The organism is Ureibacillus sinduriensis BLB-1 = JCM 15800, from assembly GCF_000772955.1.
Taxonomy (GTDB): Bacteria; Bacillota; Bacilli; order Bacillales_A; family Planococcaceae; genus Ureibacillus; species Ureibacillus sinduriensis.
Genome location: NZ_JPVO01000036.1, coordinates 1 through 14,415, shown reverse-complemented (window position 1 = coordinate 14,415; position 14,415 = coordinate 1). Strand labels below are relative to the sequence as shown.

Annotated in this window: 13 protein-coding genes; 2 read left to right on the top strand and 11 right to left on the bottom strand. The window is 39.5% G+C overall.

Translation table 11 applies throughout. The annotated features are described in order from the left end of the window. Nucleotides 1-66 precede the first annotated feature (66 nt). From CD33_RS02205 to CD33_RS02180, 6 genes are all read right to left on the bottom strand, one after another. Nucleotides 67-3,285, bottom strand: a complete 3,219-nt coding sequence (locus CD33_RS02205) for a DNA translocase FtsK (protein WP_036197752.1) — start codon at nt 3,283-3,285, stop codon at nt 67-69. A 333-nt stretch (nt 3,286-3,618) separates the two neighbouring features. After that, nucleotides 3,619-4,236, bottom strand: a complete 618-nt coding sequence (gene ytpR, locus CD33_RS02200; RefSeq protein WP_036197750.1) for a YtpR family tRNA-binding protein — start codon at nt 4,234-4,236, stop codon at nt 3,619-3,621. Further along, entirely contained in the window at nt 4,233-5,048 is an 816-nt protein-coding gene (locus CD33_RS02195; RefSeq protein ID WP_036197748.1) for a DUF1444 domain-containing protein, read from the bottom strand. The genes ytpR and CD33_RS02195 overlap by 4 nt, the downstream gene beginning before the upstream one ends. A gap of 161 nt (nt 5,049-5,209) precedes the next feature. After that, the gene (locus CD33_RS02190) at nt 5,210-5,737 is read right to left on the bottom strand and encodes a hypothetical protein (protein ID WP_036197746.1); all 528 of its coding nucleotides are present in this window, start codon (nt 5,735-5,737) and stop codon (nt 5,210-5,212) included. 157 nt (nt 5,738-5,894) lie between these two features. Then, on the bottom strand, nt 5,895-6,413 hold the full coding sequence (locus CD33_RS02185; RefSeq protein WP_036197743.1) for a DUF84 family protein: 519 nt from the start codon (nt 6,411-6,413) through the stop codon (nt 5,895-5,897). An 81-nt stretch (nt 6,414-6,494) separates the two neighbouring features. Next, nucleotides 6,495-7,571 carry a M42 family metallopeptidase gene (locus tag CD33_RS02180; protein ID WP_036197742.1) on the bottom strand — a complete coding sequence of 359 codons (1,077 nt, stop codon included), beginning with the start codon at nt 7,569-7,571 and terminating at the stop codon, nt 6,495-6,497. Between the two features lie 239 nt (nt 7,572-7,810). Between CD33_RS02180 and CD33_RS02175 the strand changes: the two genes are divergently transcribed. Next, on the top strand, nt 7,811-8,125 hold the full coding sequence (locus CD33_RS02175) for a peptidase M4 (RefSeq protein WP_036197739.1): 315 nt from the start codon (nt 7,811-7,813) through the stop codon (nt 8,123-8,125). Nucleotides 8,126-8,176: 51 nt separating this feature from the next. On the opposite strand, the gene CD33_RS02170 is transcribed toward CD33_RS02175, so the two are convergent. The 5 genes from CD33_RS02170 to pepV form a co-directional block, all read right to left on the bottom strand. Next, nucleotides 8,177-9,052 carry a YtnP family quorum-quenching lactonase gene (locus tag CD33_RS02170; protein WP_036197737.1) on the bottom strand — a complete coding sequence of 292 codons (876 nt, stop codon included), beginning with the start codon at nt 9,050-9,052 and terminating at the stop codon, nt 8,177-8,179. Nucleotides 9,053-9,213: 161 nt separating this feature from the next. Beyond that, nucleotides 9,214-9,864 carry a tRNA (guanosine(46)-N7)-methyltransferase TrmB gene (gene trmB, locus CD33_RS02165; protein WP_036197736.1) on the bottom strand — a complete coding sequence of 217 codons (651 nt, stop codon included), beginning with the start codon at nt 9,862-9,864 and terminating at the stop codon, nt 9,214-9,216. 556 nt (nt 9,865-10,420) lie between these two features. Continuing rightward, a complete protein-coding gene (locus tag CD33_RS02160) occupies nt 10,421-11,413 on the bottom strand; it encodes a nuclease-related domain-containing protein (protein WP_036197734.1) in 993 nt (330 codons plus the stop codon). Between the two features lie 202 nt (nt 11,414-11,615). After that, nucleotides 11,616-12,467 carry a D-amino-acid transaminase gene (gene dat / locus CD33_RS02155; RefSeq protein ID WP_036197732.1) on the bottom strand — a complete coding sequence of 284 codons (852 nt, stop codon included), beginning with the start codon at nt 12,465-12,467 and terminating at the stop codon, nt 11,616-11,618. 20 nt (nt 12,468-12,487) lie between these two features. Further along, nucleotides 12,488-13,882 carry a dipeptidase PepV gene (pepV, locus tag CD33_RS02150; RefSeq protein ID WP_036197731.1) on the bottom strand — a complete coding sequence of 465 codons (1,395 nt, stop codon included), beginning with the start codon at nt 13,880-13,882 and terminating at the stop codon, nt 12,488-12,490. Nucleotides 13,883-14,067: 185 nt separating this feature from the next. Between pepV and CD33_RS02145 the strand changes: the two genes are divergently transcribed. Then, nucleotides 14,068-14,388 (top strand): hypothetical protein, encoded by a 321-nt coding sequence (locus CD33_RS02145; protein ID WP_036197729.1) that lies wholly within the window; start codon nt 14,068-14,070, stop codon nt 14,386-14,388. Nucleotides 14,389-14,415 lie beyond the last annotated feature (27 nt).

Below are 14,415 nucleotides of genomic sequence, written 5' to 3'. Positions count from 1 at the left end.
GAAGTGCAAATTTCCTGGATTTATTTTTTCTTTGCCTTGAAAAAAAATGAGAGGGAATCCCCCTCATTATTCAAACATCGAAGTTAGATCAGAGTCTGTAATATAGACCTCTCTTGGCTTACTCCCTCTTGGCTCTGAAATAAAACCTTGGCTTTCCAACATATCGATCAAGCGTGCGGCACGATTATAACCGATATGATATTTTCTTTGAATTGAAGAAGTGGAAGCTGAACCTTGTTCATGAACAAATCGGCAAACCTCTTCAAATAACTCGTCTTGTTCTTCAACCATTTCCGATTTTTTAAGTAGTTCGTCTTGTTGGAAGAAATAATCAGGTTCGCCCTGCCCTCTTACATGATCTATAATTTCTTCAATCTCATCATCTGTTACAAATGTACCTTGCAGTCGGATCGGTGCACTCATGCCATTACCCAAGTACAGCATATCCCCTCTTCCAAGCAGTCTCTCTGCACCTTGGCTATCCAAAATTGTACGTGAGTCGACTTGCGAAGAAACCGCAAATGCAATGCGGGTCGGTATATTCGATTTTATCAGACCTGTAATTACATCAACCGATGGGCGTTGAGTTGCTACAATCAAATGTATTCCACAAGCCCTAGCTTTTTGAGCAATACGGCAAATGGCTTCTTCCACATCCGCCGGGGACATCATCATCAAATCTGCAAGCTCGTCAATCACGATTAGGATATAAGGCAACTTATGCCCATGCTCCCCTTTTGAATCAGCCAATTTATTATACCTTGGCAAATCCCGCACTCCGACATGAGCAAACAATTGGTAGCGTCTTTCCATTTCCTCTACAGCCCATTTCAGCGCTGCAGTTGCCGCTTTGACATCGGTGATTACCGGGCTGACAAGATGCGGGATATGATTGAATGGTGCAAGTTCGACCATTTTCGGATCGATGAGCATAAGCTTCAATTCATTTGGATCCGCTTTATATAATAAACTAACTAAAATCGAATTAATACAAACACTTTTCCCTGAACCAGTAGCACCTGCAATCAATCCATGGGGCATTTTTCTTAAATCGATTGTAACAGGCTTACCTGTCAAATCCAGACCTAATGCTGCTTCCAGTGGCGATTCAGATTGTAAAAAGGAATCACTGCAAGTTACTTCGGATAATTGCACAGCTCGTGAGATGCGGTTCGGAATTTCTATCCCAATTGTGCTCTTTCCTGGAATGGGTGCCTGAATCCGGATATCCTTCGCTGCCAAAGCAAGCTTTAAATCATCCGACAAGTTCCTTACTTTACTAACCTTGGTCCCGTGGCCGACTGTAATCTCGAATTGCGTTACGGCTGGTCCCTGTGTGATAGACTCCACTTGGGCTGTTACCTGGAAATAGGATAAGGACTCCACCAAAACCTCGCCCTGCGATTCCAGCCACTCCCGATCTTCCGTTTTCTCTTCGGGGGGTGATAAAAAATCATAAGAAGGCTTAATATAAATTTTCGGTGATGATTTGTCCTTTTGGTTCGGTGAAATCTCCATTTTTGGCGTCGGCTCTACCTCTTCTGAAAAAAGCTCGGTTTCCCCTTCATCCATCTGGAGCATTTCATTTTTCTCCGTATCATCTACTTGCAATACGATTGGTTGTTGATACTTTTCGACCGTGTCCGGCACTTCTTCTGTAGATACAGATAGTAAAGCACTGTGGGATTGCTCCGTCTCCCGTTGTTCTTCAGTCTTGGTTGTATGCCTATGCATTTCCTTAATAACATCATTATGTTGAGCCATTTGTTTTTGTGCCAGTTTGGCAGCATATTTTTCTTTGTCGGATTTCAGCATTAATACATTAAACGGTAATCTACTACCTTTAGAAGGCGGTTGTTCCGTTATACTTTCTTCGTTCCCGCAAAGATTATTTATTCCATCTATATTGATTTCCCCAGTGTCTGATACATCGATAGCTTGTCTTTCAAAATGTTGTTCATTTGATGAAAGGCTTTCATGCTCCACTTCTGTATGGGATACAGTTTCCACTTCAAAATCAGCATCACCTAAAGCGATTGAAACCAACCTTGAAACTTGGGCACTTTGAATAGGTTGTTCCTCTGTATAAGATTGGTGTACAATTTCAGTTTCTGGATAAATGCCCTTCGGTTCTTCGTAGTTATGAATATCATTGGCATTGGCAGCTTCAATTTCCTCAGACGCCCACGCATCCTCATCATTCATTTCTACTTCGATTTCAACTTCCTTGATGAGCTGTTCTACCAAGCCATTCTCTACAAGTTGAGGAACTGCGTGTTGATTCATGGAATCAAAATTATTTGATACCCGTTCTTCAAGTTCGCTCCATCCAGATTCATTATCCGCCTCCAAAGATTCAAGTACAGACGTTTCTGCTAATATTGGAAGCTCTTCCACTTGTGCAAACAATTCTGTCCCTAATGAGTATGGTTCTTCATTAACCTCATCCTCAATTTCGATATAACGGTTCGCTGTAGCCATATGCACATCTGCCTCATCTTCCGGTTGCAAACTTTCAGTAGTTGCAAGTGGACTTAATGAACTTGCAATTTCCTCTTTCACTCTTGCACTTTCCGAAAGCATGAGCTCCACTTTCTTTTCGAATTGAATAGGAGCAACATCTGGAATAGATAAACTATCCTCCGGCTCATTTTCGTTTGCGTTTTGCTTCGTACCTGCCCTGCCTTGTTTCTTGGACAGCAACTGATCAATGTTGCTTGGCTTTTTAAAACCATAAACAGGAGATGGAACTTGGGTTGGAACAAATCTTCTTTTTGGAATAAGTGGATCATCTTGTTCAACAACATTCTTTTTAACCGGAAGTGGATTTTTGATTTCCTTTTTAATCGGTTCCAGGTTTTTTGCTTTCTCAACCCGGCGAATCTTGGTAGATTCCTGATGATTCATAACATTCGAATATCCTTTTATTCGCTGGCGTTTTTCTAGTAAATCACGTATTCCCGAAACCTCAACATCGAAGACTTTGGAAATCGCATTCTGCTGGTAAAAATACTTTGATTCTCTTTTGGACTCATCAAGTCTATTAGAAAGTTCATTTTGAAATTCCTGATCCAAGGATTGAGTAGACTGTAGAGGGGGTTCTATTTCTTCGTCTGCAATTATCGGAAACTTGAAGCTCTTTTTCTTATTTTGATTGTCAGTATGGCGTCCTGCCTCATCCAAACTGGTGGATGTTAGTTCTTCGAATTCATCCTCTTCGTAATATTCTTCATCATCTATATCATTATCAAATAATTTATTAATTTGTTTTTTAAACCAGTTCATCGTTTATCACTCTTTTCTATCAACGTAACTATTATATTATAAAGTAATTATATGTTAGTAGGCACCAATATTTAACCAATGATTCCAATTTCTTAAGGAACCCATGCCTTTATGCATACCTTTAACCAGTTTATTCAAAAAAGAGGCTACTGGGTAAATAATATAAATCTACCTTAGTTAGCAAAATCATATCATAGTTACATTTCAATAAGATAACAATGTTAAAACATTTCAATAAAAAGAAAAAGGAGATTCCACATTGGTGAAATCTCCCTGGACTATTGAAATCAGGTTGCTCAAATCTTGAGCGGCCATTAATTTATATTGCATCTATTACAGATTTGACGGAATCTCGAAAGGTGAACCAACTACTGCATCTTCCTCCAACACTAAAATCCCCTTGGCAGATGGTGCATTTGGAATTGCAAGTTCTCTTGCAGAGCAAAGCATTCCGCTCGAAGCAACCCCTCGCAGTTCTGAATCTTTAATCACTAATCCAGATGGCATTACTGCGCCAATTTTTGCTACAACAACTTTTTGTCCTGCCTCGACATTTGGTGCTCCACAAACGATCTGTAATACTTCGTCCCCTACATTCACTTTACAAATACTTAGTTTATCAGCATTTGGGTGTTTTTCTTTTTCTTCAACATGCCCAATTACAAATTTAGGCGTAAAATCCACATCCAGGGAAATCGTGACTTCATTCTCCTTTAGGGCCGCCTCGATTTTTTCCACAATCTCCGGTGTTACTTCTACTGCACCTTGTACTTCCAGCTCGAAATACTTACTGGCATTGAAAATATTGAAAGCTTTGATTTCTCCAGTTGCTTGCTCTTTTAAAATGGCGATATCGCCGACTTTCTCCACTTCGGTGTTGACAATTTTTTCAGTTGCTAGTTGGACCAAAAGTACGTCCCCCACAAAAGGTTTGTTATAAGCTACAATCATTTTTCTTCTTTCTCCTTCTCCACTCTATTTTTAGCCAATATAAAGATTGGCTCCAGTTCGCCTTTTTCATAGACAAATGATAATGATGTAATCGGCACGGCACCTACAGAAAAGAAATGCATCGTCATTTGCGCTAATACATCATAACCTACTTCATTGCGTATATCACCAATAATTAACACATCCTGATGAGGAACAGATAGCGTCATATCCCCTTCGACTTTGCTTTCCATATCTTTTAGGAAGGATTCATTCAGAATCCTGCTCGCATCATATCCATCATTGTGATTTAAGAAATAAAAGATATTGCCAGCCACTTCATCCTTCTTCGTATTCGTTGGCAGCTTTCTGACAGAAAAACGCGCCGCTTCCCGGACTTGATTGGCAGTGACTTTTAATTTTTCCAGCATTGACTCGTCGACTAAACGATAGGTTGTCCCCAAATCCAAAGCATAATAAATCCTTGTTTCTGCTGTGTGATCTGTTGTCAAAAATGGAAAACCTTCATTTGATTGTGTGGCAAAAGAAGTTGATCGGATAACAGGATAAACTAAAGATAAATCATGAAACCCCTCACTTTGTTCTTTTTCCATTGCAGAAAATGTTTGCTGAATTGTATAGACCACTTCATCAATCGCCTTTTCTTTAGTTGTTTGATATTTGGCGATTATTTCTGGTAACGAGATATCAATCCCTCGGTTCAATGACTTATGATCAAGGCGCAACGTATCTTTTTCTTTATCAAAATTAAAATCAAATATATCGATTCCTAAACGAGCTTTCAATGTTTCAACTAGTTCTTTCGATTTCATCTGATCACATCCTTTCCAATTACAAAAAATTATGTAATTATGATCGTGCTATTTTCTTATTATTCAACAAAAATAAACGGCTCACACAAAGTGAACCGTAAAATATATATAACTTATTGTAACAAAATATTCTATTTCTAGTCGATTAGTTTGTTCGCACCTTATTCTTTTTCGGCATCTATCTTGACTGAACGTACAATCGTCATCATATCCACAAGCTTCTGATCGATATTTTTGTCTTCAGAAATTGTAGACATTTTCACCCCACCACTACTAACAATCAGTTCAAATTGTTCCTTATCGTATTCAAGAACTGCACTGAATCCAAAAGCACCATCTAGTTCTACCGTTTCTTCTTTAATGATCTTTTTGGATGGATCCTTTTTTAACAATTCATAATGTAAGTTACTGTCTTCTTTTTCATGATAATTGACGAAAAGAATATAGCTTGCATTTCCCTGCTTAATAATTAAATTATTCAGGTCCTCGCTTTCTTTTACTTCATAACCAGAAGGAACAAATAATTGAATCTTACCAATTGTTTTATTTGGCTGTTGAGGGTTTTCTTCAAAAACAGTTTGAGCACTTGCTACACCCGTATCGATTTGCTCTTCAACGGTTTTTCCACAGCCTGTTAATGTGAATAGCAAGACACAACAGGCAGGGGCAAGTAACCATTTGCGTTTCATATGTACTCCCCACTTTCTATTCAACTACTTATTTTAAATGATAAATAGGTATCGATGCAACTTCATTGTTCGAGTATTCCTTTCGAAAAAGACCTTAATTAATATTTATTTAATCAAAATTCATGCGATAACTACTTAGAAATATACGATGAAGCTTTTATTTTTTAACCAGGAACAAGTATTGTCCAATCAGTAATTTGACAATATGCTCGAACATTTCTGTTCGATCAACAAGGCCGGCTGTAAATATACCTACAGCTCCTGAACCCAAGCGTGTATCCCGTTGTTTAGTGTAATTATCCATCACGGGGCCTAATTCTTTACCCGCACGCAGCTCTTTTGCAATTACTTCGGGTAATGCAAACTGGGCACCTGCTGCCGAAAAAACTGTTCCATCCTTTAGTGCAAGTGCACCCCAATTTGTACAATACAAAAAATCATCCAGCTCATGCACGCCGCCCTCAAGCCCAAAGTTCAAGTCTCCCTTGACTTCTTCTAAAGTATTGACCGCTCGATTGATCGCCCCTTGCCTCGTTTCTTCGTTTGAAAAAGGCTGTTCCGACACATTGGACGCTGCTGCTACTTGAACATATTGAACATTTTCAAAATATTGGTTTACTATATTTTGGATTGCTGCTATTTTAGCTTTATTATTTGTTCCAATTGCTACCAACAACTTATTCATCTCCTAGTCTTTTAGGACGTTTGCTCAAGAAAAAAGATGCCAACACCGGCATCTTCCATCTTTTGCATAAACCTAGCCATTGTTAATGATTGTATCAACGGTGCTTCTATCCAGCGTTCTTACAAGTTTAACGAGCAACTCTTTCGCTGCTGCGTAATCATCGACATGAATAATGGAAGCCGAAGTATGGATATATCGTGAGCAGATTCCGATTACAGTACTTGGAATTCCTTTATTGGCAATATGCACTTTCCCTGCATCTGTCCCGCCTTGGGAAACGAAATATTGATATGGAATGCTATTCGTTTCGGCCGTGTCGAGTACAAATTCACGTAAGCCGCGGTGAGTGACCATAGTCGGATCGTAAATTCGCAAAAGCGTCCCTTTTCCTAGTTGGCCAAATTGTGTTTTATCACCAGTTGTATCATTTGCAGCTGATGCATCCAATGCAAAGAAAATATCTGGTTTTATCATATTAGCCGACACTTGTGCACCGCGTAGACCGACTTCTTCCATCACGTTTGCCCCTGAGTAGAGATGATTGTTTACCTTTTCGTCCTTTAACTCTTTTAGCAATTCAATCGCCAAACCACATCCATATCGATTATCCCAAGCTTTTGCCATAATCTTTTTAGGATCCGCCATAGGAGTAAATGGACAAATCGGAATGATTGATTGACCGGGTTGTATGCCCATTTCTAAAGCCTGCTGTTTGCTATCCGCACCAACATCGATCAGCATATCTTTAATTTCCATTGCCCCTTTTTTGTCTGACCCTCTAAGCAAGTGTGGAGGAATGGAGGCAATGACACCAGGAATTTCTTTTTCTTTAGCATAGACAGTCACTCGTTGGGCTTGTAACACTTGGTTTGACCAACCACCAAGTGTCTGGAATTGAATCATCCCATTTTCAGTAATGTTTTTGACCATAAACGAAACTTCATCCATATGGCCGGCAACTAAAATTTTAGGTGCATTATCATCTGCTGCTTTTCTTACTCCAAAAATCCCACCAAGGTTATCCTGGATGATTTCATCGGAGTATTTCTCCAGCTCGGTACGCATAAATTTGCGGACGGCATGTTCATTCCCTGGCGCTCCAGGTAATTCCGTTAATGTTTTAAATAATTGTAATGTTTCAGTATTCATAAGAACACTCCCTATTTATTTAGATACTTGTTTATTTTAACATATATATTTCGATTTTCGAATTGAAATAAAGGATAAATTTACATAAACTACTTGCTCACTTCTTTTTAAAGCTTGTTCCAATACTCCTTTTCTATCCATTTAATTATTTATGTGGAAGTACTTTTTCATGGTAGTAGTACAAGACTTCCATACTAAATAATGTTAAAATGAGGAATAGCAAAAGAGGAGGATGACAAATGAAATTAAGAGATTTTTTAATAGGTGTGGCTACTGGTCTAGCTGCCGCAATTATCATTAAAGAAGCTTCTGAAAGAATTTCACCTTTTGTACCTGCCAATCAAGTTTTAGACAATGTAAAAGATGAATTTAAGAAGGAAAGCCCTATCGATGGTTCTTGGATTTACATGAAAACTGAGGATTTCAACAATGGCGTGATGACCATTCCTGTTTACCGTGGCGGGATTACACGCATGAACAACGGTCAGTTGGAAACATTTGAGTTTGCAGCGGATGCGCGATCAGGTGTAGTTGTAGATCTAGTAAAATCATAGAAAAGATAACGATAAATAGCTGCTCGATTGAAAAAATCGAACAGCTTATTTTTATAGGTTCGTTTGGAATTGGATTCTTGCTTCTTTTCCCCGTTTCAGAGAATCCGTTATCTCTTTTCCATCTTGACCCCACTGAATCATTCGATAATAGGCATCATGGTAAAAGATAAATTTATAGCCATTTGCCAATGCCTCTTTCAATATCTTTTCTTTCGCAAATACGCTGGTCATCGGATAGTCGTCATAGGCCAATACCCATAATGGATTTTGATGTGCGTGAGTTGGCATAATGTCAGCCATGTGCAGCATCGTTTCGCCTTGCTGGGATAGTTTGATGATGGCATGTCCGTCACTATGCCCCCCGGTATGGATCATTTCTAATCCAGGCGCTATCGTAACTTGACCTTCAAACGTCTCTACAAGATGCTGTACAGGCTCCCAATTTTCCTTCCAATACGTATTTTTCGAACGAATATTGGGATTTCTCATTTCATCCCACTCAGTTTGTGTTGTATAGATTTTGGCATTTGGGAATGTCGGCACTAGTTCATCACCTTCCCATCGTGTCAATCCCCCAGCGTGATCAAAATGTAAATGGGTCATTAGGAGAACATCGATATCTGATGCCTCAAGCCCCAATTTTTGCAAGCTTTGGAGTATTGTCGATTCTTCTGTCACTCCAAAATTCCGCAGCTGTTTTTCCGATAGCTTGTTGAAACCTACGCCGCTATCGATCAAATAGTTTTTTCCTTCGAATTGGATTAGAATCGGTTCACAGGCCAACTCTATTTGATTTTTTTCATTCACCGGGTATTTTCGTGACCATAATGGTTTTGGCACCACGCCGAACATTGCTCCGCCATCTAATGAAGTGACGCCCCCTTCGAGCCATGTTAAAGTCATGTCGTGAAATTGTAGTTGATCCATCCATTTCTCCCCCTTATTGTCAGATCGAATTTTCAAACTCTATTTAGTAAACTGTGACCAATATTGTTTTATCCATCACAGTCTATTAATAATACAAATCGGCAACTTGCGATTCCGGTCAGCACATGTGCAGCGGTGCAAATAATCCCCGCAAATTTGCTCTACTTTTGTGCTACGAACTGGCTTTCCAATCGATAGATCGGCTGGCCTTTGGCTGAAAACTTTTCTTCGTACTCCGTCATGATGTTGTCCTCAGGCATATTGGCATGTAAATCAAGGGAAACATATTTTAATAGCATGCGATATTCAGACATGCTCACCAATGAATATTCAAACAATCCACGGTTGTCAGTTTTAAAGTGGATTTCCCCTTCATCAATCAGAATCGACTCATATAGTTTCAAAAATCCTTCGTGTGTGAGGCGGCGTTTCGCATGGCGTGTCTTAGGCCAAGGATCCGAGAAATTTAAGTAAACCCGGCTTACATCACCTTTTGCAAAGTACTTATCCAAATCTGCCCCATTCACTTTTAATAACCGTAAATTTGGTGGTGTATTGGCTTCGATTACTTTTTCTAAAGCCACAACAATGACACTTGTATATAATTCTATCCCTATATAGTTAATATCGGGATTTGCCAAAGCCATACCGGTTACAAATTGCCCTTTCCCCGTCCCCACTTCAATATGGATCGGGTGATCGTTTCCAAAAATGCGCTGCCAATTCCCTTTATATTCCTCCGGGTTTGGAATAATAACTTCCGGATGACTCGTAATAAATTCTTCTGCCCACGGTTTATTTCTTAATCTCAATGCCTAATCCTCTTTTCTAGTTCTTCGTCTAAAATACCTTTTTCATTTCAAATCTTTTTGTCATTATAGCTTATTTTTCTAATGATTACATCGCGGCGCTATTTTCGTCATCATTTTCTTTATTTTCAATTCACCTACTATTCGTTTCGCAAAACCACAATACCCATTTTATTTGACAGGACAATATGTATAAAAAATCTCTATTTTTTGTAGCTGAAGAAATTCCTTTAGGGTGCTGCAGGAAGACAAATAAATTGCTGATATCAAATATACCATTATCTTGAGAAATACTAACCATTGATGAAAGCAGTCATTATTTGGCAAGTTACGATACCCTCATTCCTCGCCAAATATGATTGGTATAGACTGTGACAAACGATCCATTTGCTTCATTCCTTGCTTTGCACTTTGTTGTGAATTTGTCTAAATCATTATCATTGAAATGGATACACTTATGCATAACTTAGTTTGCCAAGTCCCAGTGTGTTCAATCATTTATTGGAGCTAGTATGGCTTCCGTTCCATGCCCATTTACTGAATCAGGAACTCGTTTTCTTTATTCCTGTGAATTTTCAGTATTCCAAATATCCCGATTGAAGGAAGTCGTTTGGACGGTTTGCAAGATAGCGGTTGCCGCCCGCATTTGCATATGTTTCATTGGCGAAGAGTACTGTCTTAATTGCTGCATCCAATTCGGGAAATCTCGCTTATCAATAAATTGGACATTAAATGCTGTGCCAGGATAGTCAAAATAGCCATTCCGTGAGAGAAGGATTTTACGGATAGGCATCTCTACTTCATTCTCGATCAGTATTTTGGATATGATGGATTCCATCCGGTTCAATTGGATTAAAGGGTTTAATATTTTACTGCTCATTTTACCGAACTTTTTCGTCCAAAAACGGTCCCCTTCCCCTACAAAGACAGCTTGATTTTCTTGTTCCACTACAGTAATACAAAAACATTCCGTTGGTGCCAGCAGAACGATATCCAGCTCTATGGGAGCCTTTTTTACTTTTACGATTGGATAGTAGAATACTAAAAAACTATCCGGAAAACTTTGAAGCATGTTTCGAAGTAGTGTATCCCGCAAAAATTTAGGATCAACATAAGATTTTTCCCGAGTAGTGGAACTTGCCCATTTTATTTGAAAATGGAAAAATTGATCTAGGAACATTTTCTTCAACTCTTCAATCGAATTCGGTTTATACACGATATTGGGCTCAAAAAACAGGGTTGATTCTTCATCGGGAATGTCTTCTTCTTGATTGATTAGTTCGTTTGTTATCTCAACTTCCTCAAAATTTTCAACCTGTTTTGGTTCTTTTTTCATTTTAAATTTTTCAAAAAAGGAAAATGACCTCTTATTATCTTTCACAGCAGTTTGTTCTTCAATTTGCTCCCACTGGGATATTTCTTCACCAGATACCCATTGCTGCTTTACACGATCCCACTGGATTTTCTTTAAACGGACAAACTGTGTAGGGTACCTTGATAGGTCTATTTGATATCTTGATATATAATCTTGAAGCTTTACTAATTGAGCCAACCAAAACACTCCTTTATGTATCATGTACGCAGTAAACTCACTCACGTCTTGACCTGAAGACTCCTTTTATACATTCTATACCCTTTTATTGCATTAACATACCACGGATGAACAATTACAATTTCATTTCACATGAAGGGGCACTAAAAATAGTGGATAGATGATGTTATCCTATCCACTAATCATAAGACTATTTATGTTTTTAAATTGTGCTTGCAACAGGAAGCTTTGTTTCAAACTGCTTCTGTAATCTGCGTGTCCACTCACCGATAACGCCACCGTTAATGGCATTTCCATCTATATCAATGACTGGTGTGATTTCCGACGTTGTCGATGAAACAAACAATTCATCCATTTGCAAAGCTTCGTCTTTTGTAAAGGCCCGCTCTTCTACAGGCAATCCGATTTCATTTGCACATGCCAGAATAACACCGCGTGTTATTCCGCTCAAAATGAAATTGTTGGCAGGATGTGTATAGAGAATACCATTTTTAATACCGAAAACATTTGTTGAAGATCCTTCTGTTACCGTTTCTCCACGGTGTAGAATCGCTTCGTAACAGCCTTTCTCATGAGCCTCTTGTTTTGCCAGCACGGCACCCAACAAATTTAATGACTTAATGTCACATCGCAACCAACGAACATCTTCTGAGAACGTTGCTTTTACTCCATTTTTTCCATTTTCAACCGAACGAGGTGCCTCTTTTACATTACCAGTTAATACTGGATATACTTCATTCCCGGGGAATACATGATTACGGGAAGATGCACCGCGTGTTAGCTGGAAGTACAGATTTCCAGTATTCAATTCATTTGCTTCAATGAGTTCATGCAGCAATTGATGCAGCTTATCCTTGGTATATGGTACTGTTAACTTGATTTTTTCCGCACTGACATAAAAACGATCGATATGCTCTTTAGCTGTGAACATTTCACCATCATATACCTTGATTACTTCATACACACCATCGCCAAATTGATAGCCGCGATCTTCTTTATTGATGGTTACCAATTGATCTTCCACAATTTTGTCATTCCATAAAGTGTATTTCATAAAACCAACCCTTTTAACCTTTATTTTTTTCCCGCCAACTGGGCTATCGCTTCTGCATATATAGCTGCTGCTCTTACTAAATTATCGATCACTACGAATTCATCGGCTTGGTGGGCTACATCCGGTTCGTCCGGGAACAGCATGCCAAAAGCCACTCCTTTTTCCATAGTTCGGGCATATGTGCCTCCACCTGTGGACAAAGGCTTCGTGTCGTCAGCAGTATACTTCCGGTACACCCCTAATAAAGTTTGGACAAAGTCATCCTCTTCCGGTACGAAATGTGGTGCTGAATTAGCAGCCACATCAAGCGCAAATCCTAAAGCAGCAACTTCCGCGGATGCTTCTGTTATTTTTCCTTCAAAAGGATAGCTTACCGAATAACGCATACTGACTTGGATATGGCCTCCTCGTTTTTGATGGAATAATACAACACCCGGATTTAATGTCGTATGGCCGGACATCTCATCGTAATAGTCCAGCTTGATTCTGCTGCCAAAATGATCATCTTCAAATGTATCGACCATAAATGCAACAAATTCCTTACTCGCTTTTGTCGTCACAAAATTTTGGAGGAACTTTGATAATAATACGGCCGCGTTTCTCCCTTTTTCAGGTTCCATTGCATGTGCCGCTTTGCCGTTTATAGTTATTATATATCGACCGTCTTCTTTCGTTAATGTACCATCAGTGCTATTTTTTTCAAGAAAGGCCCAAAATGCATCTTCGATTGATGGCGGGACATTTTGGACGATGGCATTTGCTGTATCAGGCACCATATTGGAACGTTGTCCAGCTTTAAATGCTATAATTTGCTCATCATCTTCTAAATTTCCTTTTTGCGAAAAATCAAGGAGTGCTATCCCTTTCTCCGCATTAATTAGTGGAAAATCAGCATCCGGAGCAAAACCGATTGTCGGCATTTCTTCTTTTGTAAAATAATGATCGACACATCGGAAGCCACTTTCCTCATCCGTTCCAATAATCATGCGCACGCGCTTATTTAATTCAATTCCCGAGTCCTTCACCAGCTTCATTGCTAAATAGGCTGCCATCGTAGGCCCTTTATCATCGATTGCCCCACGGCCATATAATTTACCATCGGCTACCTCGCCTTTAAAAGGAGGGTATGTCCAAGAGTCGCCAACGGGCACTACATCTACATGGCATAAAATGCCAAGCATTTCCTCACCGGAGCCCATTTCAAGATGACCGGCATAATTATCAATATTTTTTGCAGTGAATCCCTGTTGCTCCCCCAACCTCAGCATATATTTTAGAGCCTCCAATGGACCTTCACCAAAAGGAGCATCCTCGCTTGAAGTTTCTTGATCAAGCACACTTTTAATTTGAATTAACTGTTGCAATTCTGAAACGAGCTCATCTTTTCTGGACTCCGCCAAATTTAACCAATCCATGTTTACCACCTCTTTACTTAATAACCACAATTTTACCCCTTCTCAACGAAAAGCGAAAGGTGCTTGCCCAGCTCCGAAAAACAATTGGAGGAATCGACAAAAGGACGCTTTTTGTCCTTGCAGGCGATTTTCGAAATTGTGACGGAGCTAGCACCTGCAGCTAGACTAAGAAAAGCGAAAGGTGCTTGCCCAGCTCCGAAAAACAATTGGAGGAATCGACAAAAAGACGCTTTTTGTCCTTGCAGGCGATTTTCGAAATTGTGACGGAGCTAGCACCTGCAGCTAGACAAGAAAAGCGAAAGGTGCTTGCCCAGCTCCAAAAACAATTGGAGGAATCGACAAAAGGACGCTTTTTGTCCTTGCAGGCGATTTTCGAAATTGTGACGGAGCTAGCACCTGCAGCTAGACTAAGAAAAGCGAAAGGTGCTTGCCCAGCTCCGAAAAACAATTGGAGGAATCGACAAAAAGACGCTTTTTGTCCTTGCAGGCGATTTTCGAAATTGTGACGGAGCTAGCACCTGCAGCTAGACTAA